Source organism: Pseudomonas sp. 2995-3, from assembly GCF_002742565.1.
GTDB classification, from domain to species: Bacteria; Pseudomonadota; Gammaproteobacteria; order Pseudomonadales; family Pseudomonadaceae; genus Aquipseudomonas; species Aquipseudomonas edaphica.
Genome location: NZ_LJSB01000125.1, coordinates 31,925 through 57,977, shown reverse-complemented (window position 1 = coordinate 57,977; position 26,053 = coordinate 31,925). Strand labels below are relative to the sequence as shown.

Here is a 26,053-nt window from a genome sequence, read left to right as displayed (position 1 = left end):
TTTAGAAGTAAATGCACCAAGACGCAGCGTATTCCGTCGAGGGCCGGAATTTTTCCCGATCACGATCGAAAAATTCCTGAACAATTTGGGTTGCACCCGGTTGCACCTCTGCATGCGCAAAGCTAATCTTGCCGCCAGCAGATGCCACTCGGTAGTGGCACCCATGAGGATAAAAAGATGGCAACGACCACCCTTGGGGTCAAACTCGACGACCCGACCCGCGAACGCCTCAAGGCAGCCGCGACCTCCATTGATCGCACGCCGCACTGGCTGATCAAGCAGGCGATTTTCAATTACCTGGAGAAACTCGAGGGTGGTGCAACCCTGACCGAGCTCAATGGCTCGGGCAGCAAGGACGCTGAAGACGCCGGCGAAGTGCAACCTGACCACGCCCACCAGTGCTTCCTGGAGTTTGCCGAAAGCATTCTGCCGCAATCGGTATTGCGCGCCTCGATCACCGCCGCTTACCGCCGCCCGGAGCCGGAAGTGGTGCCGATGCTGATCGAGCAGGCGCGCCTGCCGCAGCCAATGGCCGAGGCCACCAACAAGCTGGCCGCCTCGATTGCCGAAAAACTGCGCAACCAAAAAAGCGCTGGCGGCCGTGCCGGTATTGTTCAGGGCTTGCTGCAAGAATTCTCCCTGTCGTCCCAGGAAGGCGTAGCGCTGATGTGCCTGGCCGAAGCGCTGCTGCGCATCCCGGACAAGGGCACCCGCGACGCGCTGATCCGCGACAAGATCAGCACCGGCAACTGGCAGCCGCACTTGGGCAACAGCCCATCGCTGTTCGTTAACGCGGCCACCTGGGGCTTGCTGCTGACCGGCAAACTGGTTGCCACCCATAACGAAGCGGGCTTGACCTCGTCCCTGAGCCGCATCATCGGCAAGAGCGGCGAGCCGATGATCCGCAAGGGCGTCGACATGGCCATGCGCCTGATGGGCGAGCAGTTCGTCACCGGCGAAACCATCGCCGAAGCCCTGGCCAATGCGAGCAAGTTCGAAGCCAAGGGTTTCCGCTATTCCTACGACATGCTCGGTGAAGCCGCGCTGACCGAACACGACGCCCAGAAGTACCTGGCCTCGTACGAACAAGCCATTCACTCCATCGGCAAAGCCTCCCACGGCCGTGGGATTTATGAAGGCCCGGGCATCTCCATCAAACTCTCGGCACTGCACCCGCGTTACAGCCGTGCGCAGTACGAGCGCGTGATGGACGAGCTGTACCCGCGCCTGCTGTCGCTGACCTTGCTGGCCAAGCAATACGACATCGGCCTGAACATCGACGCCGAAGAGGCCGACCGCCTGGAGCTGTCGCTCGACCTGCTGGAACGCCTGTGCTTCGAGCCGCAACTGACCGGCTGGAACGGCATCGGCTTCGTGATCCAGGCCTACCAGAAGCGTTGCCCGTATGTGATCGACTACGTGATCGACCTGGCACGCCGCAGCCGCCATCGCCTGATGATCCGCCTGGTAAAAGGCGCGTACTGGGACAGCGAAATCAAACGCGCCCAGGTCGAAGGCCTGGAAGGCTACCCGGTGTACACCCGCAAGGTGTACACCGACGTTTCCTACATTGCCTGCGCACGCAAACTGCTGTCGGTGCCGGAAGTCATCTACCCGCAGTTCGCCACGCACAACGCCCACACGCTGTCGGCCATTTACCATATCGCCGGTCAAAACTATTACCCCGGCCAGTACGAGTTCCAGTGCCTGCACGGCATGGGCGAACCGCTGTACGAGCAGGTTGTAGGCAAGGTTTCCGAGGGCAAGCTGAACCGTCCGTGCCGCGTGTACGCTCCGGTCGGCACCCACGAAACATTGCTGGCGTACCTGGTGCGTCGCCTGCTGGAAAACGGCGCCAACACCTCATTCGTCAACCGCATTGCCGACCATACCATTTCGATTCAGGAGCTGGTGGCCGACCCAGTGGCCAACATCGAGCAGATGGCCACGCTGGAAGGCGGCTTCGGCCTGCCGCACCCGCGTATCCCGCTGCCGCGTGACCTGTATGGCAGCGACCGCGCCAACTCGGCCGGTATCGACCTGGCCAACGAACATCGCTTGGCGTCGCTGTCTTGCGCACTGTTGGCCACCGCGCACAACAACTGGAAAGCCGCGCCGATGCTGGGCTGCGCTTCCAGTAATGAAGCCGCTGCAGCGGTGCTGAACCCGTCCGATCTGCGTGATGTGGTGGGCCATGTACAGGAAGCCACCGTCGAAGACGTCGACAACGCGATCCAGTGCGCCATCAACGCCGGCCCGATCTGGCAGGCCACCCCGCCTGCCGAACGTGCCGCGATCCTGGAGCGCGCCGCCGACTTGATGGAAGGCGAGATCCAGCCGCTGATGGGCCTGCTGGCCCGTGAAGCCGGCAAAACCTTCGCCAACGCCATCGCCGAAGTGCGCGAAGCCGTGGACTTCCTGCGTTACTACGCGGTGCAGGCGCGCAACGATTTCACCAACGATGCCCACCGCCCCCTCGGGCCAGTGGTCTGCATCAGCCCGTGGAACTTCCCGCTGGCAATCTTCAGCGGTCAAGTAGCCGCTGCACTGGCCGCCGGTAACCCGGTACTGGCCAAGCCGGCCGAACAAACCCCACTGGTGGCCGCACAGGCCGTGCGTATCCTGCTCGAAGCCGGTATCCCGGAAGGCGTGCTGCAACTGCTGCCGGGCCAGGGCGAAACCGTCGGTGCCCGTCTGGTCGGTGATGATCGCGTCAAAGGCGTGATGTTTACCGGTTCCACCGAAGTGGCGCGCCTGCTGCAACGCAATGTCGCCGGTCGCCTGGATGCCCAGGGCCGCCCGATCCCGCTGATCGCCGAAACCGGTGGCCAGAACGCGATGATCGTCGACTCTTCGGCGCTCACCGAACAAGTGGTGATCGACGTCGTTTCCTCGGCCTTCGACAGCGCTGGCCAGCGTTGCTCGGCCCTGCGCGTACTGTGCCTGCAGGAAGATTCGGCCGACCGCGTGATCGAAATGCTCAAGGGCGCCATGGCTGAATGCCGCCTGGGCAACCCGGAGCGCCTGTCGGTGGATATCGGCCCGGTGATCGACGCCGAAGCCAAGGCCGGCATCGAGAAACACATCCAGGCCATGCGCGACAAAGGCCGCAACGTGTACCAGGTGGCGATCGCCGACGGCGAAGAGATCAAGCGCGGCACCTTCGTGATGCCAACCCTGATCGAGCTGGAAAGCTTCGACGAGCTGCAACGCGAGATCTTCGGCCCGGTACTGCACGTGGTGCGCTACAAGCGCAAAGAGATCGACCAGTTGATCGGCCAGATCAATGCCTCCGGCTACGGCCTGACCCTGGGCGTGCACACGCGCATCGACGAGACCATCGCCAAGGTGATCGACAATGTGCATGCCGGTAACGTCTATGTGAACCGCAACATCGTTGGTGCCGTGGTCGGCGTGCAGCCGTTCGGCGGCGAAGGTTTGTCGGGTACTGGCCCGAAAGCTGGCGGTCCGCTGTACCTGTACCGCCTGCTGTCGACTCGCCCTACGGATGCCATCGAGCAATCCTTCGTGCGCGGCGACAAGCTGGCTGCACCGGACGTGCGCCTGCGCGACGCCATGAGCCAACCGCTGACCACCCTGAAAACCTGGGCCGACAGCAACACGTTCAGCGACCTGAGCGCCCTGTGCAGCCAGTTTGCCGCACAGTCGCAAAGCGGTATCACCCGCCAACTGGCCGGCCCGACCGGCGAGCGCAACAGCTATGCCATCCTGCCCCGCGAGCACGTGTTGTGCCTGGCGGAAGTGGAAGGCGACCTGCTGACGCAACTGGCGGCGGTATTGGCGGTTGGTGGCTCGGCGGTATGGCCGGAAACTGACCTGACCAAAGCCTTGTTCCCACGCCTGCCGAGGGAAGTTCAGGCGAAGATCAAGCGTGTGGCTGACTGGACCAAGGATGAGGTGGTGTTCGACGCCGTTGTGCACCACGGTGATTCCGACCAACTGCGTGCGGTGTGCCAGCAAGTGGCGCAGCGCGGTGGCGCGATTGTCGGGGTGCACGGCTTGTCGCAAGGTGAGACGGCGATTGCGCTGGAGCGCCTGGTGATCGAGCGGGCATTGAGCGTTAACACCGCTGCGGCGGGTGGTAACGCGAGCCTGATGACCATCGGTTAACTCATGTGGGAGCTGGCTTGCCTGCGATAGCGGTGGGCCAGTGACTTAGATGTCAGCTGGCACGGCCTCATCGCGGGCAAGCCAGCTCCCACATTGACCGCATCCAACCTTTCGCCCGCGTTCTGCCCCTCCATCACGCAAATCAATCTTGCTATCCAGCCTCTATTCGCGCACTTAGACTCAGGCCATTCCCTTCAAAGGTAAGCCGCCATGTCCGAGACGCTGCTCAGTTCCCGCAATCTGGCTTTCGAGCTGTACGAAGTCCTCGATGCCGAGGGCCTGACCCAGCGCGAGCGGTTTGCCGAGCACAACCGTGAAACCTTCGACGCCGCCATCAGCACGGCGCGCAGCATTGCCGAGAAGTATTTCGCGCCGCACAACCGCAAAAATGACGAAAACGAACCGCGCTACGAAGATGGCCAGGCGATCCTGATCCCTGAAGTCAAACCCGCCGTGGACGCTTTTCTGGAAGCGGGCTTTCTGAACGCTGCCCGCAGTTTCGAAGCCGGGGGCATGCAGTTGCCTACCCTGCTCTCCCAAGCCTGTTTCGCGCACTTTCAGTCGGCCAACGCAGCGTCAACGTCCTACCCGTTCCTGACCATGGGCGCCGCCAACCTGATCGAAAGCTTCGGCACCGAGGCGCAAAAACAGCGCTTCCTGCAGCCGATGATCGAAGGCCGCTTCTTCGGCACCATGGCCCTCACCGAGCCACATGCCGGCTCGTCGCTGTCGGATATTCGTACCCGCGCAGAGCCTGCGTCCGACGGCACGTATCGACTCAAGGGCAACAAGATCTTCATCTCCGGCGGCGACCACCCGCTGTCGGAAAACATCGTGCATATGGTGCTGGCCAAGCTGCCGGACGCGCCGCCTGGGGTGAAGGGCATTTCGCTGTTTATCGTGCCCAAGTTCCTGGTCAACGAGGATGGCAGCCTGGGCGCGCGTAACGACGTGCTGCTGGCCGGGCTGTTTCACAAGATGGGCTGGCGGGGCACCACGTCCACAGCGCTTAACTTCGGCGATAACGGCAACTGCGTCGGCTATCTGGTGGGCAAACCCCATCAGGGCTTGAGTTGCATGTTCCAGATGATGAACGAGGCACGCATCGGCGTGGGCATGGGTGCGGTGATGCTGGGTTACGCCGGCTACCTCTATTCACTGGAATACGCCCGCGAACGCCCGCAAGGTCGCCTGCCTGACAGCAAAGACCCGAGCACCGCGCCGGTTTCGATCATCCAGCACGCCGATATCAAGCGCATGCTGTTGACCCAGAAAGCCTATGTGGAAGGCGCCTTCGACCTGGGCCTGTACGCGGCTCGGTTGTTTGACGACACCACCACGCTGGAAACCGAAGCCGAGCGCAAGCACGCCCACGAACTGCTCGACCTGCTCACGCCCATCGTCAAATCCTGGCCATCGGAGTTCTGCCTCAAGGCCAACGAACTGGCAATCCAGATCCTCGGCGGCCACGGCTACACCCGCGAATACCCGGTGGAGCAGTACTACCGCGATAACCGCCTGAACCCGATCCATGAAGGCACCCACGGCATCCAGTCCCTGGATTTGCTCGGGCGCAAGCTCGCGCAAAACGGCGGCGCGGGCTTGAAGCAACTGGTCCGCCTGATCGCCGAAACCGGCGCTCGGGCTCAGGAATACGCCTCACTGACGGCCCTGCGCGAACCGCTGGAGCAATTGGTCAGCCGCCTGCAAAGCGTGACGATTGGCCTGCTGACGGATCTCGCCCACGGCAAGGTCAACAGCAGCCTGGCGAACTCGGCACTGTACTTGAAGGTGTTCGGGCACACGGTGATTGGCTGGCGCTGGCTGGAGCAGGCGATTCGCGCCGAGGAAGGTTTGGCCAAGGGGAATGCGGCCGATGTGGCCTTTTATAAAGGCAAGCTCCAGGCCGCCCGGTACTTCCTGACCTGGGAAGTACCGAGCTGCCATCATGAACTGGCGATTCTGGAGGCACGCGATGACACGTGCCTGGGCATGCAGGACGCGTGGTTCTAAGGCGTTCCGATCGCCTTGGAAATCACTTCGACCGTGGCGCTGACTTGCTCTTGGTAACGGTCGAGTTCCTGCTGGTGATGCTTTTGCATGTCGATCTGCTCGGCGCACAGGTTCAGCGCAGCCAGTACCAATAATTTGTCACCGATCAGGGTCGGGTACTTTTTCTTGGTGGTGGCCAGGGAGGCCTTGAGCATGGTCACGGCGTGCATCAGGGTTTGATCCTCCCCTTGCGGCGCCTTGATCGAGTAATCCTCTCCGAGAATCGAAACGACCTTTATCCCTTCATTCATGCGCCGACAGGCCCTGCGCTCACACGCTCAACCAGCGCCTGGATACGCGCGGCGGTGGCGCCGTGTTTTTCTTCCTGTTCCATCAGGTTCAGTTGCAGGCTGTCGTTTTCATCCTTGGCGCGGGCCAGTTCCGCCTTCAGGGCTTCATTGCTGCCGAGCAGGTCTTGGTTTTGTTGTACGAGGTCAGTGACCAGCTGTTCAAGCTGGCTGAGGGATGCTTCTAACATTTTGATTTCTCGGGCATTTTCAAAGGGCGGTGACGATAAAGAAAATTCACCTCGGATGCCAGGGTTATCCCCGGCAGGCAGCCCGTTTTTTAAGGGCCGGGCCGCACTTTCGAGCCTTAGTGACTGCATTTACCCGATCTGGTTCCTGAATCCGTCCAACCCCTCGTCAGATGCGACAAAAGCGCGCGCCCCCTTAAGACTTTAGTCGCATGGCCGATACGCAATGCACACCTCGTCTCATGGCCGCACGGATCGCGCTTCTCCCCAGGACTCCCGCATGTCTCTTCGTAATATGAATATCGCTCCGAGGGCTTTCCTTGGCTTTGCGTTTATTGGCGCGCTGATGTTGTTTCTCGGTGTGTTCGCCTTGAACCAGATGAGCAAAATTCGCGCAGCCACCGAAGACATCACCCAGTCCAGCGTGCCGAGCATTCGCGCCCTCGACGAATTCACCCAGCTGACCCTGCGCCTGCGCGTGCTGTCGTACCGCCTGCTGACCAACCGCGAGCCGGACGTGCAGCAAAAAACCCTGGAAGCCTTTGAGCTGCGCAACCAGCAGATTCGTGCCGCCCAAGGCGTCTACGAAAAACTTATAGAAAGCAGCGAAGAGCGCGCCACCTACAACGAATACGTACGTTTGCTCGGCCAGTACCATCAGATCGAGGAGCGCATGAAGAGCCTGTCACGCGCCAACCAGATTGATGAGCTGCGCGCCTTGCTCAACACCGAATTACTGAGTAATTCCGAGCAAGTCAACGCGGTGCTCACGCGCCTGCTGGACATCAACAACCAAATGGCCAACGCCACCAACCAAGAAGCCAAAGACCAATACGACATGGCCTTTGATCTGGTAGTGGGCCTGCTGATCATTGCCACCGCGCTGACCCTGCTGTTCGCCTGGCTGCTGACCCGCAGCATCACGCTGCCCATTGCCCAGGCCCTGGAAGCCGCCGAAGAAGTCGCTGAAGGCAACCTCACACGCCCGATCAAGGTTGATGGCAACGATGAAGCCGGCCGCCTGCTCGCTGCCATGGCCAAGATGCAGGACAAGCTGCGCGACACCCTGCAACGCATCGCTGGCTCCGCGACCCAGCTTGCGTCCGCGGCAGAAGAACTGAATGCCGTCACCGACGAAAGTGCCCGTGGCCTGACCCAGCAGAACAATGAAATCGAGCAAGCCGCCACCGCCGTCAACGAGATGACCAGTGCCGTTGAAGAAGTCGCGCGCAACGCGGTGAGCACCTCCGAAGCCTCGCGCAACGCCACCACCTCTGCCGGTGACGGCCGTGACCTGGTACAGGAAACCGTCAGCGCCATCGAGCGCATGAGCGGCGACGTACAGGCCACCGCCACCTTGATTGGCGACCTGGCCAACGAGTCCCGCGATATCGGCAAAGTGCTCGACGTGATTCGCGGCCTGGCCGACCAGACCAACCTGCTGGCCCTGAACGCCGCGATTGAAGCGGCGCGCGCCGGTGAAGCCGGTCGTGGGTTTGCCGTGGTGGCCGATGAAGTGCGCGCGCTGGCCCATCGCACCCAGCAGTCGACCAGCGAGATCGAGCGGATGATCGGCAGCATTCAGGCCGGCACCGAGCATGCGGTGGATTCGATGCGCAACAGCACCGAACGTGCGGAGTCGACGTTGAACATCGCCAAAGGCGCGGGAATGTCGCTGGACACCATCAACACTGCGATTGTGGAGATCAACGAACGCAACCTGGTGATCGCCAGCGCGGCCGAAGAGCAGGCGCAAGTGGCGCGGGAAGTGGACCGTAACCTGGTGAATATTCGTGATTTGTCGGTGCAGTCGGCCACGGGTGCCAGCCAGACCAGTGCGGCGAGCAGTGAGTTGTCGCGCTTGGCGGTGGACCTGAATGGGATGGTGGGGCGCTTCAGGCTCTAACTGACACCAGTGATCCCTTGTGGGAGCTGGCTTGCCTGCGATAGCAATCTAACAGTCAATAACCCCAGTGACTGATACACCGCTATCGCAGGCAAGCCAGCTCACACATTGACAGCGGACGCAGAGCGTCCAACGAGGCATTCCCACGCAGAGCGTGGGAACGATCTTTTGACAGCACAGCAATTCAACAGGTTAGAATCGCTGGCACGCAGACTGCATGGTCAGTTTGCGCCCCGTCTTCCCCGCTCTGGAGTACTGCCTTTGAATGCAACGACCATCAACAGCCTGTTCTTGATCGGCGCGTTGCTGGTGGGTGCGAGCATTCTGGTGAGTTCTCTTTCCTCGCGCTTAGGGATCCCGATTCTGGTGATCATCCTGGCGGTGGGCATGGCCGCCGGCGTCGATGGCGGCGGCATCATCTTCGATAACTACCCAACCGCGTACCTGGTGGGCAACCTCGCATTGGCCGTGATCCTGCTCGACGGCGGTTTGCGCACACGGGTGGCGAGTTTTCGCGTGGCACTCTGGCCGGCGTTGTCGCTGGCCACGGTGGGGGTGTTGATCACCACCGGCCTCACCGGCATGGCGGCGGCCTGGCTGTTCGACCTCAATATCATCCAAGGCTTGCTGATCGGCGCGATTGTTGGCTCCACGGACGCCGCAGCCGTGTTCTCACTGCTGGGCGGCAAGGGCCTGAACGAGCGGGTCACCGCCAGCCTGGAAATCGAATCCGGCAGCAACGACCCGATGGCGGTATTCCTCACCGTCACCCTGATCGACATGCTGGCCAGCGGCCAGACCGGCCTGCACTGGAGCTTGCTGGCTCACCTGATTCGCGAATTCGGCATCGGCGGCATCGTCGGCCTGGGCGGCGGCTGGCTGATGCTGCAAATGGTCAACCGCATCAACCTGGCCACCGGCCTGTACCCGATCCTGGTGATCGCCGGTGGCCTGGTGGTGTTCGCCCTGACCAATGCCCTGCACGGCAGCGGCTTCCTCGCCGTGTACCTGTGCGGGCTGGTGATCGGCAACCGCCCGGTGCGCAGCCGTCATGGCATTTTGCATATGCTCGATGGCATGGCGTGGCTGGCACAGATCGGCATGTTCCTGGTGCTGGGCCTGCTGGTCACACCCCATGACCTGCTGCCCATCGCCCTGCCGGCACTGGGCCTGGCGTTGTGGATGATCCTGTTTGCGCGGCCGCTGTCGGTGATGGTCGGCCTGCTGCCGTTCAAGGCCTTCCACGGCCGCGAAAAAGCCTTTATCGCCTGGGTCGGCTTGCGCGGCGCGGTGCCGATCATTCTGGCGGTGTTCCCGCTGATGGCCGGCCTGCCGCACGCGCAGCTGTACTTCAACCTGGCGTTCTTTATTGTGCTGGTGTCGCTGCTGGTGCAAGGCACCAGCCTGCCGTGGGTGGCCAAATTGCTGAAGGTCACCGTGCCGCCGGAACCGGCGCCCATCTCCCGCGCCGCGCTGGAAGTGCACGTCACCAGCGAGTGGGAGCTGTTCGTCTACCGCCTGGGCGCGGAAAAATGGTGCATCGGCGCCGCCCTGCGCGAGCTGAAAATGCCCGAAGGCACACGCATCGCCGCACTGTTCCGTGGCCAGCAACTGCTCCATCCGTCGGGTAGTACGGTGCTGGAAGTCGACGATTTACTCTGCGTGATCGGCCACGAACACAACCTGCCGGCCCTCGGCAAACTGTTCAGCCAGGCGCCGCAACGCGGCCTCGACCTGCGTTTCTTCGGCGATTTCGTGCTCGAAGGCGACGCCCAGCTGGGCGCGGTCTCCGCCCTGTACGGGCTTAAGCTCGACGGCATCGACCCGGATATGCCGCTCAGCAGCTTCATCACCCAGAAGGTCGGCGGCGCGCCCATCGTCGGCGACCAGGTGGAGTGGAACAACACAATCTGGACCGTCGCGGTCATGGACGGGAACAAGATCGGAAAAGTCGGCGTCAAATTCCCCGAAGGAAGTCGTCCAGGCCCTGGACTCTTCCTCTAAACTGCGAGGCTATGGCGCCACGCCACCAGCCTCTTTACCTTGCTCGACCGGTATCCATGACCCTACTGCGCACCTTTTTAGCCACTGCCCTGCTGGGCCTGACCCTCTGCGTGGGCAACGTCTACGCCGCCGACCCGCCCAGCACCGACGCCATCCAGCAAAGCCTGGACAAGCTGCCCGACCGCAAGCTGCCCGACGCCGACATGAAGGCGTTGCAGAGCATCCTGCAACAGACGTTGACGTACCTGGGCAACAAGCAGGATTACGAGCAGCGCCTGGCCGACCTCAAGCGCCAGCTGGCAGACGCCCCGCGCCAGACCACCGACAACCAGCGTGAATTGGTGCGGCTCAAGGCGACTAAAATTGTCCCCGTGGCCCAACGCTATGCCTCGCTGCCCGTGCCGCAACTTGAGCAATTGCTCGTGCAGCGCAGCACCCAGCAAGGCGACCTGCAAAAAGAGTTGGCCGACGCCAACAGCCTGACCATCGCCGCCCAGACCCGTCCAGAGCGCGCCCAGACCGAAATCAGCAGCAGCCAGACGCGCATCCAGCAGATCAATTCGATCCTCAAGGCTGGTAAAGACAACGGCAAAACCCTCAGCGGCGACCAGCGCAACCAATTGAATGCCGAACTTGCGGCCCTTAATGCCCTGATCCCGCTGCGCCGCCAGGAACTGGCCGGCAACAGCCAACTGCAAGACCTGGGCAACAGCCAGCATGACCTGGTGGTGGAAAAGACCGCGCGCCTGGAACAAGAGATCCAGGACCTGCAAACCCTGATCAACCAGAAACGCCTGGCCCAGTCCCAGCAGACCGTGACCCAGCAGTCCATCGAAGCGCAAAAGGCCGGCGGCAGCAGCCTGCTCGCGACCGAAAGCGCGGCCAACCTCAAGCTCTCCGACTACCTGCTCAAAAGCACTGATCGCCTCAATGACCTGACCCAGAAAAACCTGCAGACCAAGCAGCAACTGGACACCGTCACTCAAAGCGACTCGGCCCTGGACGAGCAGATCAATGTGCTCAAGGGCAGCCTGCTGCTCTCCAAAATCCTCTACAAACAAAAACAGGCGCTGCCGCGTCTTACCGTCGACCGCAACCTGGCGGACGACATCGCCAACATTCGCCTGTACCAGTTCGAGGTCAACCAGCAACGCGAACTGATCAGTACGCCCAGCACCTATGTGGATAGCCTGCTGGCCAATCAGTCGCCGGATGACGTGACGCCACAATTGCGCCGCACTTTGCTGGAACTGGCGATCACTCGCAGCGACCTGCTCGAACGCCTGAGCCGTGAGCTGAGCGCGCTGCTGAACGAATCTATCACCCTGCAACTGAACCAGAAACAACTGCTCAGCACCGCCACCAACCTGCGCGCGACCCTCGACGAGCAAATGTTCTGGATCCCCAGCAACAAGCCGCTGGACACCGAGTGGCTGGAAACCGTGCCGGACCACCTGACCAAGCAAGTCACCACCCTGCCGTGGGCTTCGAGCGTCAGCGAACTGTATGACGGCCTGACCCAGCGCCCGCTGCTGTTCTTGCCGTTGCTGCTTTTGATTGGCGCACTGCTGTGGCGGCGTAAAGCCTTGTACGCGCGCCTGAAAAAGATCCACCTCGATATTGGCCACTTCAAGCGCGACAGCCAATGGCACACGCCGGTGGCCATCCTGGTGAATATCCTGCTGGCGCTGCCGGTGGCCCTGGCGCTGGCATTGTGCGGCTACGCGCTGCAAATAGACGCCCGTGGGCAAAACGCCAACTTGGGCGCGGCCTTGCTGCTGATCGCCCAAGCGTGGCTGGTGTTCTACACCGCCTACCGGATTCTCGCGCCGGGTGGCGTGGCCGAACTGCATTTCCGCTGGGAAAAGCCCCAGGTCGAATTCCTCCAGGGCTGGATCCGCAAGCTCGGGCTGGTGGTGCTGGCGCTGGTAGCCGTAGTGGCCATCGCCGAACACCAGCCGGCCGCGCTGGCCGACGACGTGCTGGGTATCGCTGTGGTGCTGACCTGCTACGCGCTGATGGCCTGGCTGCTGAGTCGCCTGCTGCTGCACAGCCCGACCCACGAAAAAGCCTCATTGTTCCGTAAGGCCGTGGGCCTGGTGTTTACCGCCCTGCCCGTCGCGCTGTTTATCGCCGTGTGCTTTGGCTACTACTACACCGCGCTCAAACTCAGCGACCGGCTGATCAACACGCTGTACCTGCTGATGTTCTGGCTGGTCATCGAGGCCACCTTTGTCCGCGGCCTCGGCGTTGCTGCACGACGCCTGGCCTATGCCCGCGCCCTGGCCAAACGCCAGGCCGCCAAGGAAGCCGGCGACGGCGAAGCGGTGATCGAAGAACCGACCCTGGACATCGAGCAGGTCAACGAACAGTCCATGCGCCTGATCCGCCTGGCCTTGCTCGGCGGCTTTATCGCCGCGCTGTACTGGGTGTGGAAAGACCTGATCACTGTGTTCTCCTACCTGGACAACGTGACCCTCTACGAATACACCAGCGGCACTGGTGCCAATATCAGCATGGTGCCGATCAGCATCGGCGACTTGCTCGGCGCCTCGATCATCGTCGGCATCACCTTCGCCCTGGCGCGCAACCTGCCCGGCCTGCTCGAAGTACTGGTGCTGTCCAAGCTGGACCTGGCCCAAGGCAGCGCTTATGCCACGACCACCTTGCTGTCCTATGTGATCGCCGGCGTCGGTTTCGTCTCCACCTTGTCCACCCTCGGCGTGAGCTGGGACAAGTTGCAATGGCTGGTGGCGGCGCTGTCGGTGGGGTTGGGCTTTGGTATGCAGGAGATCTTCGCCAACTTTATCTCCGGCATCATGATCCTGTTCGAACGCCCGGTGCGCATCGGCGACACCATCACCATCGGCAACCTGTCGGGCACGGTGAGCAAGATCCGCATCCGCGCCACCACGATTACCGACTTCGACCGCAAGGACATCATTGTCCCGAACAAGACGTTTATCACCGGGCAACTGATCAACTGGTCACTGACCGACACCATCACCCGCGTCACCCTGAAACTCGGTGTGGACTACGGCTCTGATCTGGACCTGGTGAAGGAATTGCTGCTCAAGGCCGCGCGTGAAAACCCGCGCGTGCTGAAAGAACCCGAACCCCATGTGTACTTCCTCAACTTCGGCGAAAGCACCCTCGACCACGAACTGCGCATGCACGTGCGCGACCTGGGTGACCGCAACCCGGTGATCGACGAGGTGAACCGCTTTATCAACCGCGAGTTCAAGAACCACCACATCAACATCTCGTTCCGCCAGATGGAGGTCTACCTCAAGAACCTTCACGGCCAGGAATACAAGCTGGTGGAAGTCGACGCACCGACCAAACCCGCCAACGACGGCGGCGTGCAAGAACCGCCGCCGAGCAAACTCGACTAAACGCCCTATCCCCAGCAGAATGCTCGGACATTCTGCTGGAGATGGCCGGTGAAAGCCCTCGACGAACTGACCTTCGACAACCGCTTCGCACGCCTGGGCGACGCGTTTTCAACCCACGTACTGCCTGAGCCCCTCGACGCGCCGCGCCTTGTGGTGGCGAGCGACGCCGCCATGGCCTTGCTCGACCTCGACCCGACCGTGGCCGAAACGCCGGTATTTGCCGAGCTGTTTGGCGGGCACAAACTGTGGGCCGAAGCAGAACCGCGGGCAATGGTCTATTCCGGGCACCAGTTCGGCGGCTATACCCCGCAACTGGGCGATGGCCGCGGGTTGTTGCTGGGTGAGGTGTACAACCAGGCCGGCGAGCATTGGGACTTGCACCTCAAGGGCGCCGGGATGACGCCGTATTCGCGCATGGGCGATGGGCGTGCGGTGCTGCGCTCTTCGATTCGTGAGTTTCTCGCTTCCGAAGCCCTGCATGCCTTGGGTATTCCCAGCAGCCGCGCCCTCTGCGTGATTGGCTCCGACACGCCGGTATGGCGCGAGAAACAAGAGCGCGGCGCCATGGTATTGCGCTTGGCTCACAGCCATATCCGCTTCGGGCATTTCGAATACTTCTACTACACCAAGAAGCCCGAGCAGCAGGCCGAATTGGCCGAGCACGTGTTGAATCTGCACTACCCCGAGTGCCGCGAACAGCCCGAACCGTACCTGGCAATGTTCCGCGAAATCGTCGAGCGCAATGCCGAGATGATCGCCAAATGGCAGGCCTATGGCTTCTGCCACGGCGTGATGAACACCGACAATATGTCGATCCTCGGCATCACCTTCGACTTCGGGCCGTTTGCGTTTCTGGATGATTTTGACGCGCACTTCATCTGCAACCATTCGGACCATGAAGGGCGCTACTCCTTCAGCAACCAAGTGCCGATCGGGCAGTGGAACCTGAGCGCGCTGGCCCAGGCGCTGACGCCGTTTATCAGTGTGGATGCCTTAAAAGAAGCCCTTGGGCTGTATCTGCCGCTGTATCAGGCGCACTACCTGGACCTGATGCGTCGACGCTTGGGGCTCACCACGGCTGAAGACGCTGACCAGCCACTGGTGGAACGCTTGCTGAAACTGATGCAGAACAGCGGCGTGGACTACACGCTGTTCTTCCGCCGTCTGGGTGATGAGTCTGCGGCACTGGCCGTGGCGCGCTTGCGCGATGACTTTGTCGACCTGGCCGGGTTTGATGCCTGGGCTGATCAATACAAGGCTCGCGTCGCACGGGATGGCGATTACAGCGAGGCACAGCGCCGTGAACGCATGCACGCAGTTAACCCGCTGTACATCCTGCGCAACTATCTGGCGCAAAACGCCATCGCGGCTGCCGAGTCAGGCGACTACAGCGAAGCGCGGCGGCTGCATGAGGTGCTGAGCAAGCCTTTTGAAGAGCAGGCCGGGATGGAGCAATACGCCCAGCGGCCACCGGACTGGGGCAAGCATTTGGAGATTAGTTGCTCGTCGTAAGATGATCGTTCCCACGCTCCGCGTGGGAATGCCGCCTGGGACGCTCCGCGTCCCGCCTTTTGCAGTGCATCTGCGCACGGGTGACGCGGAGCGTCACGGGATGCATTACCACGCGGAGCGTGGGAACGATCAGTGTTTCATCCTTTTCGCCTGGTCTTGATAAACCTCGTTGCCGGCTCCAGATTGAACCCATTGGCCACGTCCTAGGAGCCCACCATGTCCGAACCTCTTGTAATCCCCTGCCCGCATTGCAACGGCCTCAACCGCATCCCCGGCGAACGCTTGGGTGATGCGCCTAAATGCGGGCGCTGCAAGCAGCCTGTTTTGTTGAACAAGCCCTTCGAGCTGAAACAAGGCGACTACGCCAGCCAGATCAAGGGCGACCTGCCGTTGCTGGTGGATGTGTGGGCCGAGTGGTGTGGGCCGTGCAAGTCGTTTGCGCCGGTGTTTGAGCAGGCGGCTGGGCAGTTGGAGGGCAAGTGCCGATTGGCCAAGCTTGATAGCGAGGCTAATCAGCAGCTGTCGGCGCAGTTGGGGATTCGCTCGATTCCGAGTTTGATTCTGTTCAAGAACGGCCGTGAAGTGGCACGCCAGAGTGGGGCGTTCCCGTTGCCGCAGTTGATGAGTTGGTTGCGTAGCCAAGGGGTGTAAACCAGCCCCTCAATCAACGGGGTCAACTGTGGGAGCTGGCTTGCCTGCGATGGCCTCACCTCGGTCTAACTGATAGACCGAGTTGCCTGCATCGCAGGCAAGCCAGCTCCCACATTGACCGCGTTTTAAGCTCGGGCTACGGGGGTTTCGTGGTCCATCATCTGGCCGACCAGCATTACGCCGAGTTCGCTTAATTGATGAATGGCCAAAGCCACGTCGCGGTGCTCGCCGGTGAGGTCGTTGGACAGCTTGAGTAACAGGGTACGGACGGAAGTGAAGGTTTCGTAGCTGTTGAGTACGAGGGTTTCGGTAGGGAGGTTGGGTGCAACGGAATAAAGGTTAACCATGGAACGTCTCCGGGTAGGAGCCGCAACCAGCCGCTACTAAACGGAGGGTGGCAGCTGTACGCAGGTTAGTAGACCGGGGAGACTCACCGGCGCGCTCGAAAGCGCCCTCCGTACAGCCACCATCAAATACAGGGCAGTCCTGATCAATGATTTGCTGTACGTCTCACCACGGGCTACTAAACCCGATCACTGAACATTCAGCGACCGGCCAACCTTAGAGACGCCCATCCAGACGCACAAGCCGGGCGATTCTGGCTTAGCTGTAGGCAACGATACAACCCACAACCCCATTTGCCAGACCCTTCCTACAGCCTCCGTAGGAACAATCCAAATCCCCCTGCTGAAACACAAAAACAAATGTGGGAGCTGGCTTGCCTGCGATGGCATCACCTCGGTCTAACTGATAGACCGAGTTGTCTGCATCGCAGGCAAGCCAGCTCCCACATGAGTTCACAGGGGATTTGTGTTGCTATAGGGATCAGGCATTTTCCAGCAAGTTATGCAGCTCCACAAACTGCAACGTCAGCTTGTGCCGTGGGTCCAGGTGGATCAGCGGCTTGCTCTCCTGGTGCGACTCGCGCATGCGCACCGAGCTGGCCAGGTACACCGGCAGTACCGGCAAACCTTCGGCAATCAACTCATCCAGCATCTGCTGCGGCAGGCTCGCACGGGCCTGGAACTGGTTGACCACGATGCCTTCCACTTCGAGGCCTTCGTTGTGGTCTTCCTTCAATTCTTCGATTTCACGCAACAGACCATACAACGCCTGGCGCGAGAAGCTGTCGCAATCAAACGGGATCAGCACGCGATCAGCGGCAATCAACGCCGAAACCGCATAAAAATTCAGTGCAGGCGGCGTATCCAGGTAAATCCGGTCGTAATCTTCGCTCAACTCATCCAGCAGCTTTCGCAGCTTGTTGATCTTGTGTTTGGCCTCAAGCTTGGGCTGCAGGTCCGCAAGCTCGGCGGTCGCGGTGATCACGTGCAGGTTGTCGAATGGCGTTTCGTAGATATCCACCTGATTTTTCTTCGAAAACGGCCCGGAAGACAGGGTTTGCTTGAAGAAGTCGGCGATGCCCATCGGGATATCGTCGCCGGTCAGCCCTGTGAGGTACTGAGTTGAGTTCGCTTGTGCATCGAGGTCCACCAACAGGGTCCGATAGCCTTCACTGGCGCTCACCGCCGCCAGGTTGCAGGCAATGCTGGACTTGCCAACGCCGCCTTTTTGATTGAACACCACACGCCGCATGGAAAAAACCTCCGTGTATCAATGAATGTCCGAGTGTAGAGGGCAAAAGCGCCTGTTAGCTACCTCGTTCATCCATGCACTGGCGCATCACCTGTCGAACAAAAGGAGGAGTCCTACAATCCACACACCGCACGGGTAAAGGACAATCTGTAAATCTTTTCCGGCAAATTGTATTCATCCGTGAACAATTCTTTACCAAAGTTTGCTAGAACCCCACGGCACCGGGATAATGCGCGCCATTCGGCCATTGTTCCCTGTCCCGGTATTCGGGGCCAACGGCTGCACATGGAAGCCCGCAGGGGCGGGATAACTTCTCAGTGATCACTTTCAATATCGACCAATGGCGCGCCTGGGCTCCGGGCCTTGAGACTGCGCACGACTGGCGCGCCTGGTGCCAGGCTCCGGTGTTAGTGCCGGCCAGCGATGCGTCACCCGACGTGTCCTTCCTGCCCGCCATGCAGCGCCGCCGCCTGAGCCGGCTGGCGCGCATGGCGTTCAGCGTGGGCTGGCCGTTGGCCGAGGGCCGGCAAGACCTGCCGCTGGTGTTTGTTTCCCGGCACGGCGAAACCCCGCGCACCCTCGATATACTCAGCGACCTGGCCAACGACGAGCCGCTGTCGCCCACCCAGTTCAGCCTGTCGGTGCATAACGCGGTGATTGGCCTGTGGTCGATCCTGCGCAATGAGACCTGCGAAATGACCGCCCTCGCCGCCGCTGGCGATGGCCTGGAACACGGCATGCTCGAAGCCGCCGCGCTGCTCAACGAAGGCGCCCCGGCGGTGTTGCTGGTGATCACCGAAGAACAACCGCCTGCGGCTTACGCCGACTGGATCCGTGACGTGCCCTTCCCTTATGCCCTCGGCCTGCTGCTGACCCCGGGCGACGAGTGGCAACTGGAACTAAACAGCGGCGCTGTCCAACTCACTCAAACCCAGTGGCCCCACGCCCTGAACCTGCTGCGCACCCTGCTTACCGAGCAGGCCACCTGCCAACATGCCTGGAAGAACCGTGTATGGAACTGGCAACGCAAGCCCTGACCGACAAGCCACGGGACGCCTATTACTGGCGCCTGTTCGCCACCGCCGCGAGCTTCTTCTGCTTCGGTGTCGGCGGGCTGTGCCTGCGTTTGCTGGTGTTCCCGCTGCTCAGTTGCCTGCCAGGCAGTGCCGCTAAACACCAGCGCCGCGCCCGCCACACCATCAGCAAGCTGTTCTGGCTGTTTATCCGCATGATGCAACGCGCCGGTGTGCTGACCTACAGCGTTGAAGGCGCAGAAAACCTCGGGCGCCCCGGCCAGATGATCATCGCCAACCACCCGTCGCTGATCGACGTGGTGTTTTTGATCGGCCTGATGCGCCAGACCAACTGCGTGGTCAAGCAGAGTCTGTTCCAGAACCCGTTCACCCGTGGGCCGGTGCGCGACGCCGGTTACATCAGCAATGACGGCAGCGCCGATATGCTCGATGCCGCGGCCGATGCGCTGCGCGATGGCCAGACGCTGATCATCTTTCCCGAGGGCACGCGCACCACGCCCGGCGTAGCACCGGCCTTTCATCGCGGCGGCGCGGCCATTGCCCTGCGCGGTGCGACAATCATCACCCCGGTGGTGATCAAGGTCAGCCCCACCACCCTGACCAAGGCCGAACCCTGGTATCGCATTCCCAAACGCCGTTTTCACTTCAGTTTGCGCGTAGGTGCCGATATAGACCCACAGGCGTTTGCCACACTGGGGCCAGCGCCCCAGGCTTCACGCAAGCTCAACGATTACCTGCATCACTATTTCATTAAGGAGCTCGCCGAAGATGAGCAACCAACACAGCCTTGAGCACGACATAAAGGCGCTGATCATCGAGGCCCTGGGCCTGGAAGACATCAGCCCCGACGACATTGGCAGCGACCAGACCCTGTTCGGCGAAGGCCTGGGCCTGGATTCGGTGGACGCCCTGGAGTTGGGCCTGGCGATCCAGAAAAAGTACGGCATCAAGATCGATGCCGACGCCAAAGACACGCGCAATCACTTCACCAACGTGGCCAGCCTTGCGGCATTCGTCACGGCTAAAAAGGCAGCTTGAGACCGGACCATGCAAACTCGTGACGATATTTTCAACACCCTGCGCGATGCCTTGGTGGAACTGTTTGAACTGCCGCCTGAGCGCGTCACCCTCGACGCCAACCTGTATCAGGACCTGGAAATCGACAGCATCGATGCCGTGGACCTGATCGACCATATCAAGCGCCAGACCGGCAAGAAGATCGCCGCCGAAGAGTTCAAGGCGGTGCGCACTGTCAACGACGTGGTTGAGGCGGTGTACCGTCTGGTCCAGCCTGCCGCATGAGCCGGCTGATCGGCCTTGGCCTGTTGCTGGCGGGGCTGCTGTACCCTTTTGCGGTGTATTACGGCACCGAGCACTTCGCGCCGTGGCAATTCGGTTTGCTGCTGGGCAGCCTGTGGCTGTTGCGTGCGCTGACCGGCGCACGGCGCCCCGGCAGCCGCTGGATGGCCGTAGCGGTGATCGTGTTCTGCCTGCTGTTGGCCTGGTTCGACAACCCGCAGTTGCTGCGCTGGTACCCGAGCCTGGTCAGCGCGTTCATGCTGGCGCTGTTCGGCATGAGCCTCAAATACGGGCCGCCGATGGTCGAGCGTCTTGCACGCATGACCGACCCGCAGCTGCCGCCCAAAGCAATTGTGTACACGCGCCAGGTCACCGTGGTGTGGAGTGTGTTTTTTCTGTGTAATGGCTTGCTCGCCGCCGCCCTCACGCTGTGGGCGCCACTGAGCTGGTGGACGTTGTACAACGGCCTCATCGCCTACGGGCTGATGGGGCTGCTGTTTGCCGTGGAATGGCTGGTACGACAAAGGGTTCGAGGCCGCGTATGAATGGGTTGAAACTTGAGCACTTGCTGCTTGAGGCGCTGGAACAACGTTCGGTCACCACCGAACCTGCGATGAATCACGTCCAACTCTGCGAGCAGGCCCTGAGCCTCGCGGCGGGCCTGCAGGCGCGCGGCATCCAGCGCTTGGCGGTGCACCTGGAAGACGCAGGCGTGCTGGCCGTTGCCCTGCTGGGCGCCTGGCGTGCCGGGGTCAGTGTGCTGCTGCCTGCCGACTTGCAGCCCCAGACCCGCCAACGCTGGGACGACAGCGTGGACGCCTGGCTGGTAGAGGCAGCCGACCTTGACGCGTTGTATCAGGCGCCATTGAGCCCTGCCGCGCTCGACCTCGACGCCTGCCAATTGAGCCTGTGCACCTCCGGCTCCAGCGGCGAACCCAAGCGCATCGACAAGACCCTGCGCCAACTGGCCAACGAAGTGGCGGCGCTGGAAGCGCTGTGGGGCGCAGGCCTCAAAGACGCCTGCATCATCGGCAGCGTGGCCACCCAACATATCTATGGTTTGCTGTTCCGGGTGTTGTGGCCGCTGTGCGCCGGCCGCACCTTTGTGCGCAAGCAACTGGCCTTCCCTGAAGACATGCAGCGCGCCAGCCGCGAACATGCGCAATTTGCCTGGGTCGCCAGCCCCGCACTGCTCAAGCGCATGGGCGACAACCTCGACTGGCCCGCACTGAGTAAAGTGTCGCGAGTGTTCTCCTCCGGCGGCGCGCTGCCAGTGGAAGCCGCCGGCAGCCTGTACGACCGCTTGCAGCAATGGCCGACGGAAATCCTCGGCAGCTCGGAAACCGGCGGTATCGCCTGGCGCCAGGGCGCACAGCCGTGGCAGCCATTTGCCGATGTGGAACTGAGCCAGGATGCCGACGGCGCCCTGCGCATTGCCTCGCCGTACCTGCCGGCCGGGCATATCGAACAAACCGCCGACGCGGCGCGCATTCATTCCGATGGCCGCTTCGAGCTGCTCGGGCGCCTGGACCGCATCGTCAAACTGGAAGAAAAGCGCATCTCCCTGCCCATGCTCGAACAGGCACTGCTGACCCACGCCTGGGTCGCTGAAACCCGTCTGGGCGTGGTGCAGGAAAACCGCGCTTCACTTGGCGCGCTGGTGGTGCTGAGCGCCGAGGGCCTGCATGCGCTGCGCAACCAGGGGCGACGCAGCGTCACCCAAACCCTGCGCGAGCATTTAAGCCAACATTGCGAAGCCCTGGCTCTGCCACGTCGCTGGCGTTTGCTGCGCCAGCTGCCGCTGAACAGCCAAGGCAAACTGCCCCAGGCTGACGCAGAGGCATTGCTGCTGGCACCACGCCCAAAAGCACCCGAAGTGCTGGAACAGGTCGAAGCCAACGGCGAATGGACTGTGCAACTGAGCATCCCGCCGGACCTGGCCTACTTCAGCGGCCATTTCCCGGTCACACCGGTGCTGCCCGGCGTGGTGCAGGTGGAATGGGCCTTCAACCTCGGCCAGCAACTGCTCGATTTACCCGCGACCTTTGCCGGGATGGAAGTGCTCAAGTTCCAGCAACTGGTGCGCCCTGGTGATCAGGTTGAACTGCACCTGCGCTTCGATCCGGAGCGCGGCAAGCTGTACTTCGCGTACCGCAACGGCGATGCGGCCTGCTCCAGCGGCCGGATCGTGCTGGAGGCCCCAAGTGAATAGGCTTTTGTGGCGAGGGAGCTTGCTCCCGCTGGAGTGCGAAGCGCTCCCAACTCAGGCGCCGCAATGCGTCAGGATGCTCTCGGTCGACTGGACTGGGGCTGCTTCGCAGCCCAACGGGAGCAAGCTCCCTCGCCACAAGGGTCGCAGTAATCCTGGGAATGTTCAGCATGCATAACCCCTGCGCCCTCATCCCGGTCTACAACCACGAAGCCGCCGTGCCCGCCGTGGTTCACAGCCTGTTGAACAGCGGCCTGCCGTGCCTGCTGGTCGATGACGGCAGCAGCCCGGCGTGCGCGGCGGTATTGGCGCAACTGGCAACGCTCGATCACGTCACCTTGTTGACCCTGCCAAACAACCAAGGCAAAGGCGGCGCGGTCATGGCCGGTTTTCGCGAAGCCGCGCGCCTGGGCTACACCCACGCGCTGCAGGTAGACGCCGACGGCCAACACGACCTGCGCGAAGTCGACAGCTTCCTCGACGCCTCGCGCACGCACCCAAACGCGGTGATCTGCGGCTACCCCGAATACGACGACAGCGTGCCCAAGGGTCGCCTTTACGCGCGCTACCTGACCCACGTGTGGGTGTGGATCAACACCCTGTCGCTGCAGATTCGCGACTCGATGTGCGGTTTTCGCGTGTACCCGCTGGCGCCGACGCTGGCCTTGATGGATTCGGCGTACATCGGCACGCGCATGGATTTCGACTCCGACATCCTGGTACGCCTGGCCTGGCGCAACCAGCCGATGCGCTGGCTGCCGACCCAGGTGCATTACCCCACCGATGGCGTGTCACACTTCCGCCTGTTCCGCGACAACGTGCGCATCAGCGCCATGCACACCCGGCTGTTCTTCGGCATGCTGGTACGCGCGCCGATGATTGTGTGGCGACGGTGGCAGGCATGAGCGACAGCACCAAACACTGGGCCGACCGCGAAGAGCGCGGCAGCTTCTGGCTGATGAAACTCACCGCGTTCGCGGCCAAAGTGCTGGGCCGCCGCCTGTTGAGCCCGGTGCTGTACGGCATCGTTTTGTACTTTTTCCTGTTCGGCCGCACAGCGCGCCAAAGTGCCTGGCAATACCAGCAGCGCCTGGCCGACTGGAGCGGGCGCGCTGCGTTGCGGCCCAGCCATAAAAGCGTGTTCGCGCAGTTCATGGCCTTCGCCGACTCCTTGCTCGACAAGCTCGACGTGTGGAACGGCAAGCTGCGCATCGAACAGATCGAAATCAACGACCCGGCGCAATTGCGCGGGCAGTTACGCGGCAAGCGCGGCCAGATGCTGGTGGGCGCGCACTTGGGCAACCTGGAGGTGTGCCGCGCACTCGCAGAGATTGGCGAACAAGTCACCATGAACGTGTTGGTGCACACCAAGCACGCCGAACAATTCAACCGCCTGCTGGGCGAGGCCGGGGCCACGCACTTGCGCCTGATCCAGGTCAGCGAGCTGGACCCGGCGACCATGCTGCTGCTCAGCCAGCGCCTGGACGAGGGCGAGTGGCTGGCGATTGCCGGTGACCGCGTGCCCCTGCACGGCGGGCGCAAGGTGCGCGTGGACTTTCTCGGGCATGCCGCCGCGTTCCCCCAAGGCCCGTGGCTGCTGGCCGGCCTGCTTAAATGCCCGGTCAACCTGCTGATGTGCCTCAAGCACAATGGCCGCTATCGCCTGACCATCGAGCCGTTCGCCGCCTTGATCGAATGGAAGCGCAGCACCCGCGAGCACGTCATCGCCCAGTGGACCGCCCGCTACGCCGCACGCCTGGGCGATTTTTGCCTGGAGGCGCCCCAACAATGGTTCAACTTTTACCCTTTCTGGAAGACCGATGACCCCGCATCTTGAGCCGGTAATTTTTGGCGAACGCCACCTGCCAATCGAAGACGTGCTGGCCCTGGCCAACCGTCAGGCGCCCACGCAATTGCAGGATGACGCCGCTTATCGCCAGCGCATCGCCAAGGGCGCGCAGTTCCTCGACTCGCTGCTGGACAAGGAAGGCGTGATCTATGGCGTGACTACCGGCTACGGCGATTCATGCGTGGTGGCGGTGCCGTTGCAGCACGTCGAGGCGTTGCCGCGTCACCTCTACACCTTCCACGGTTGCGGCCTGGGCAAGTTGCTCGACGCACAGGCCACCCGCGCCGTACTCGCCGCACGCTTGCAGTCGCTGTGCCACGGCGTGTCCGGCGTGCGTGTGGAGTTGCTGGAGCGCCTGCATGCGTTCCTCGAACACGACGTGCTGCCGCTGATTCCGGAAGAAGGTTCAGTGGGCGCCAGCGGTGATCTGACGCCGCTGTCCTACGTGGCGGCGACCCTGTCCGGTGAGCGCGAAGTGCTGTTCCGTGGCGAACGCCGCCAGGCTGCCGACGTACACCGCGAACTCGGTTGGGAGCCGCTGGTGCTGCGCCCCAAGGAAGCCCTGGCCTTGATGAACGGCACCGCCGTGATGACCGGCCTTGCCTGCCTGGCCTTCGCCCGCGCCGACTACCTGCTGCAACTGGCCACGCGCATCACCGCATTGAACGTGGTAGCGCTGCAAGGCAACCCGGAACACTTCGACGAGCGCCTGTTCGCCGCCAAGCCGCACCCGGGGCAGATGCAAGTGGCCGCCTGGCTGCGCAAGGACCTGGCGATCGATGCGCCGACTGCGCCGCTGCATCGTTTGCAGGATCGCTACTCGCTGCGCTGCGCGCCCCATGTGCTGGGCGTGCTGGCCGACAGCCTGAACTGGCTGCGCTCGTTCATTGAAATCGAGCTGAACAGCGCCAACGACAACCCGATTATCGACGCCGAAGAAGAGCGCGTGCTGCACGGCGGGCACTTCTACGGCGGGCATATCGCCTTTGCCATGGACAGCCTCAAGACCCTGGTGGCTAACGTCGCCGACCTGCTCGACCGTCAGCTCGCGCTGCTGGTGGATGTGCGTTACAACCACGGCCTGCCGAGCAACCTGTCCGGCGCGCCGGCCGACCGCGCGATGATCAACCACGGCTTCAAGGCCGTGCAGATCGGCACCAGCGCCTGGACCGCCGAAGCGCTGAAAAACACCATGCCGGCCAGCGTGTTCTCGCGCTCCACCGAATGCCATAACCAGGACAAGGTGAGCATGGGCACCATCGCCGCCCGCGACGCAATCCGCGTGCTGGAGCTGACCGAACAGGTCGCCGCCGCCACCTTGCTCGCCGCCAACCAGGGCGTGTGGTTGCGCGCCCAGGCTGAAGACGCACGCCCACTGCCACCCGCACTGGCGGCCATGCATATCGAGCTGGCCAAAGACTTCCCGCCGGTGATCGAAGACCGCGCATTGGAAGGCGAACTGCGCCTGTGCCTCAAACGTATCGCCGAGCAACACTGGAGGCTGCATGCGTAGCCAGGGCGTGTTGCATTGCGACACGCAAATCCTCGTGCCGTTTTTTGATGTCGACACCATGAACGTGGTGTGGCACGGGCATTACGTGAAGTACCTGGAAGTGGCGCGCTGCGCGTTGCTGGACAAGCTCGGCCACAACTACACGGCGATGCTCGAATCCGGCTACGCCTGGCCGGTGATCGACATGCAGCTGCGCTATGTGCGCGGCGCGACCTTTGGCCAAACGATCAATGTGCGCGCCAGCCTGGTGGAGTGGGAGAACCGTTTGAAGGTGAACTATCTGATCACCGACCTGGCCAGCGGCGAGCGCCTGACCCGCGCCAGCACCGTGCAAGTGGCGGTGGAAATCGCCAGCCGCGAGATGCAGCTGGCCTCGCCCGCAGTCTTTACCAACGCAGTAGAAAGGGCCTTGAAATGAGATCCAATG

At 62.1% G+C, this 26,053-nt stretch carries 21 protein-coding genes; 17 read left to right on the top strand and 4 right to left on the bottom strand.

Annotated features, from left to right (window positions below; all coding sequences use genetic code 11):
- Positions 1-177 precede the first annotated feature (177 nt).
- Positions 178-4,131, top strand: a complete 3,954-nt coding sequence (putA, locus tag AOA62_RS05395; RefSeq protein WP_017138529.1) for a trifunctional transcriptional regulator/proline dehydrogenase/L-glutamate gamma-semialdehyde dehydrogenase — start codon at positions 178-180, stop codon at positions 4,129-4,131.
- A 210-nt stretch (positions 4,132-4,341) separates the two neighbouring features.
- Positions 4,342-6,144 carry an acyl-CoA dehydrogenase gene (locus tag AOA62_RS05390; RefSeq protein ID WP_099548068.1) on the top strand — a complete coding sequence of 601 codons (1,803 nt, stop codon included), beginning with the start codon at positions 4,342-4,344 and terminating at the stop codon, positions 6,142-6,144.
- Here the strand turns inward: AOA62_RS05390 and AOA62_RS05385 are convergent.
- Together AOA62_RS05385 and AOA62_RS05380 are read right to left on the bottom strand one after the other, a co-directional pair.
- Positions 6,141-6,434: a cell division protein ZapA gene (locus tag AOA62_RS05385; protein WP_017138531.1), complete on the bottom strand. Its 294-nt coding sequence runs from the start codon at positions 6,432-6,434 to the stop codon at positions 6,141-6,143. The two genes, AOA62_RS05390 and AOA62_RS05385, sit on opposite strands and share 4 nt — an antisense overlap.
- Complete coding sequence (locus AOA62_RS05380) at positions 6,431-6,661, bottom strand: hypothetical protein (protein WP_017138532.1); 231 nt, start codon at positions 6,659-6,661, stop codon at positions 6,431-6,433. The genes AOA62_RS05385 and AOA62_RS05380 overlap by 4 nt, the downstream gene beginning before the upstream one ends.
- Before the next feature lie 277 nt (positions 6,662-6,938).
- Between AOA62_RS05380 and AOA62_RS05375 the strand changes: the two genes are divergently transcribed.
- From AOA62_RS05375 to trxC, 5 genes are all read left to right on the top strand, one after another.
- The gene (locus AOA62_RS05375; protein ID WP_017138533.1) at positions 6,939-8,564 is read left to right on the top strand and encodes a methyl-accepting chemotaxis protein; all 1,626 of its coding nucleotides are present in this window, start codon (positions 6,939-6,941) and stop codon (positions 8,562-8,564) included.
- Positions 8,565-8,825: 261 nt separating this feature from the next.
- The gene (locus AOA62_RS05370) at positions 8,826-10,568 is read left to right on the top strand and encodes a potassium/proton antiporter (RefSeq protein WP_017138534.1); all 1,743 of its coding nucleotides are present in this window, start codon (positions 8,826-8,828) and stop codon (positions 10,566-10,568) included.
- 56 nt (positions 10,569-10,624) lie between these two features.
- Positions 10,625-13,963 (top strand): mechanosensitive channel MscK, encoded by a 3,339-nt coding sequence (gene mscK, locus AOA62_RS05365; protein WP_017138535.1) that lies wholly within the window; start codon positions 10,625-10,627, stop codon positions 13,961-13,963.
- Positions 13,964-14,011: 48 nt separating this feature from the next.
- Positions 14,012-15,475 carry a protein adenylyltransferase SelO gene (gene selO / locus AOA62_RS05360; RefSeq protein WP_017138536.1) on the top strand — a complete coding sequence of 488 codons (1,464 nt, stop codon included), beginning with the start codon at positions 14,012-14,014 and terminating at the stop codon, positions 15,473-15,475.
- Positions 15,476-15,691: 216 nt separating this feature from the next.
- A complete protein-coding gene (gene trxC / locus AOA62_RS05350) occupies positions 15,692-16,126 on the top strand; it encodes a thioredoxin TrxC (protein WP_017138537.1) in 435 nt (144 codons plus the stop codon).
- 125 nt (positions 16,127-16,251) lie between these two features.
- Here trxC and AOA62_RS05345 read toward each other — a convergent pair whose 3' ends face one another.
- Both AOA62_RS05345 and AOA62_RS05335 read right to left on the bottom strand, forming a co-directional pair.
- Entirely contained in the window at positions 16,252-16,473 is a 222-nt protein-coding gene (locus AOA62_RS05345) for a DUF6124 family protein (RefSeq protein WP_099548066.1), read from the bottom strand.
- Positions 16,474-16,951: 478 nt separating this feature from the next.
- Entirely contained in the window at positions 16,952-17,722 is a 771-nt protein-coding gene (locus AOA62_RS05335) for a ParA family protein (protein ID WP_017138539.1), read from the bottom strand.
- A gap of 317 nt (positions 17,723-18,039) precedes the next feature.
- Here AOA62_RS05335 and AOA62_RS05330 point away from each other — a divergent pair, with 317 nt between their 5' ends.
- The 10 genes from AOA62_RS05330 (at position 18,040) to AOA62_RS05285 (ending at position 26,044) form a co-directional block, all read left to right on the top strand.
- Complete coding sequence (locus AOA62_RS05330) at positions 18,040-18,759, top strand: beta-ketoacyl synthase chain length factor (RefSeq protein ID WP_099548064.1); 720 nt, start codon at positions 18,040-18,042, stop codon at positions 18,757-18,759.
- Positions 18,735-19,547 (top strand): 1-acyl-sn-glycerol-3-phosphate acyltransferase, encoded by an 813-nt coding sequence (locus AOA62_RS05325; RefSeq protein ID WP_017138541.1) that lies wholly within the window; start codon positions 18,735-18,737, stop codon positions 19,545-19,547. The genes AOA62_RS05330 and AOA62_RS05325 overlap by 25 nt, the downstream gene beginning before the upstream one ends.
- Positions 19,525-19,794, top strand: a complete 270-nt coding sequence (locus AOA62_RS05320) for a phosphopantetheine-binding protein (RefSeq protein ID WP_017138542.1) — start codon at positions 19,525-19,527, stop codon at positions 19,792-19,794. Before AOA62_RS05325 ends, AOA62_RS05320 begins: the two co-directional genes overlap by 23 nt.
- 9 nt (positions 19,795-19,803) lie before the next feature.
- The gene (locus tag AOA62_RS05315) at positions 19,804-20,058 is read left to right on the top strand and encodes an acyl carrier protein (RefSeq protein ID WP_003187949.1); all 255 of its coding nucleotides are present in this window, start codon (positions 19,804-19,806) and stop codon (positions 20,056-20,058) included.
- A complete protein-coding gene (locus tag AOA62_RS05310) occupies positions 20,055-20,600 on the top strand; it encodes a membrane protein (protein ID WP_017138543.1) in 546 nt (181 codons plus the stop codon). The genes AOA62_RS05315 and AOA62_RS05310 overlap by 4 nt, the downstream gene beginning before the upstream one ends.
- Positions 20,597-22,267: an acyl-CoA synthetase family protein gene (locus AOA62_RS05305; protein WP_017138544.1), complete on the top strand. Its 1,671-nt coding sequence runs from the start codon at positions 20,597-20,599 to the stop codon at positions 22,265-22,267. The genes AOA62_RS05310 and AOA62_RS05305 overlap by 4 nt, the downstream gene beginning before the upstream one ends.
- Before the next feature lie 167 nt (positions 22,268-22,434).
- Positions 22,435-23,169 (top strand): glycosyltransferase family 2 protein, encoded by a 735-nt coding sequence (locus AOA62_RS05300; RefSeq protein WP_017138545.1) that lies wholly within the window; start codon positions 22,435-22,437, stop codon positions 23,167-23,169.
- Positions 23,166-24,101 carry a glycosyl transferase gene (locus AOA62_RS05295; RefSeq protein WP_099548063.1) on the top strand — a complete coding sequence of 312 codons (936 nt, stop codon included), beginning with the start codon at positions 23,166-23,168 and terminating at the stop codon, positions 24,099-24,101. Before AOA62_RS05300 ends, AOA62_RS05295 begins: the two co-directional genes overlap by 4 nt.
- Positions 24,085-25,626, top strand: a complete 1,542-nt coding sequence (gene hutH / locus AOA62_RS05290; protein WP_099548062.1) for a histidine ammonia-lyase — start codon at positions 24,085-24,087, stop codon at positions 25,624-25,626. The genes AOA62_RS05295 and hutH overlap by 17 nt, the downstream gene beginning before the upstream one ends.
- Entirely contained in the window at positions 25,619-26,044 is a 426-nt protein-coding gene (locus AOA62_RS05285; RefSeq protein ID WP_099548061.1) for a thioesterase family protein, read from the top strand. Before hutH ends, AOA62_RS05285 begins: the two co-directional genes overlap by 8 nt.
- The last annotated feature ends 9 nt before the right edge of the window (positions 26,045-26,053 follow it).

What these genes read in the sequence shown, in the direction of transcription:
- AOA62_RS05315 (WP_003187949.1), top strand. Translation starts at nt 19,804, where the DNA reads ATGCAAACTCGTGACGATATTTTCAACACCCTGCGCGATGCCTTGGTG.
- trxC (WP_017138537.1), top strand. Translation starts at nt 15,692, where the DNA reads ATGTCCGAACCTCTTGTAATCCCCTGCCCGCATTGCAACGGCCTCAAC.
- AOA62_RS05285 (WP_099548061.1), top strand. Translation starts at nt 25,619, where the DNA reads ATGCGTAGCCAGGGCGTGTTGCATTGCGACACGCAAATCCTCGTGCCG.
- hutH (WP_099548062.1), top strand. Translation starts at nt 24,085, where the DNA reads ATGACCCCGCATCTTGAGCCGGTAATTTTTGGCGAACGCCACCTGCCA.
- AOA62_RS05310 (WP_017138543.1), top strand. Translation starts at nt 20,055, where the DNA reads ATGAGCCGGCTGATCGGCCTTGGCCTGTTGCTGGCGGGGCTGCTGTAC.
- AOA62_RS05380 (WP_017138532.1), bottom strand. Translation starts at nt 6,661, where the DNA reads ATGTTAGAAGCATCCCTCAGCCAGCTTGAACAGCTGGTCACTGACCTC.
- AOA62_RS05345 (WP_099548066.1), bottom strand. Translation starts at nt 16,473, where the DNA reads ATGGTTAACCTTTATTCCGTTGCACCCAACCTCCCTACCGAAACCCTC.
- AOA62_RS05335 (WP_017138539.1), bottom strand. Translation starts at nt 17,722, where the DNA reads ATGCGGCGTGTGGTGTTCAATCAAAAAGGCGGCGTTGGCAAGTCCAGC.
- AOA62_RS05320 (WP_017138542.1), top strand. Translation starts at nt 19,525, where the DNA reads ATGAGCAACCAACACAGCCTTGAGCACGACATAAAGGCGCTGATCATC.
- AOA62_RS05325 (WP_017138541.1), top strand. Translation starts at nt 18,735, where the DNA reads ATGGAACTGGCAACGCAAGCCCTGACCGACAAGCCACGGGACGCCTAT.
- AOA62_RS05300 (WP_017138545.1), top strand. Translation starts at nt 22,435, where the DNA reads ATGCATAACCCCTGCGCCCTCATCCCGGTCTACAACCACGAAGCCGCC.
- AOA62_RS05305 (WP_017138544.1), top strand. Translation starts at nt 20,597, where the DNA reads ATGAATGGGTTGAAACTTGAGCACTTGCTGCTTGAGGCGCTGGAACAA.
- AOA62_RS05390 (WP_099548068.1), top strand. Translation starts at nt 4,342, where the DNA reads ATGTCCGAGACGCTGCTCAGTTCCCGCAATCTGGCTTTCGAGCTGTAC.
- putA (WP_017138529.1), top strand. Translation starts at nt 178, where the DNA reads ATGGCAACGACCACCCTTGGGGTCAAACTCGACGACCCGACCCGCGAA.
- AOA62_RS05375 (WP_017138533.1), top strand. Translation starts at nt 6,939, where the DNA reads ATGTCTCTTCGTAATATGAATATCGCTCCGAGGGCTTTCCTTGGCTTT.
- AOA62_RS05295 (WP_099548063.1), top strand. Translation starts at nt 23,166, where the DNA reads ATGAGCGACAGCACCAAACACTGGGCCGACCGCGAAGAGCGCGGCAGC.
- AOA62_RS05385 (WP_017138531.1), bottom strand. Translation starts at nt 6,434, where the DNA reads ATGAATGAAGGGATAAAGGTCGTTTCGATTCTCGGAGAGGATTACTCG.
- mscK (WP_017138535.1), top strand. Translation starts at nt 10,625, where the DNA reads ATGACCCTACTGCGCACCTTTTTAGCCACTGCCCTGCTGGGCCTGACC.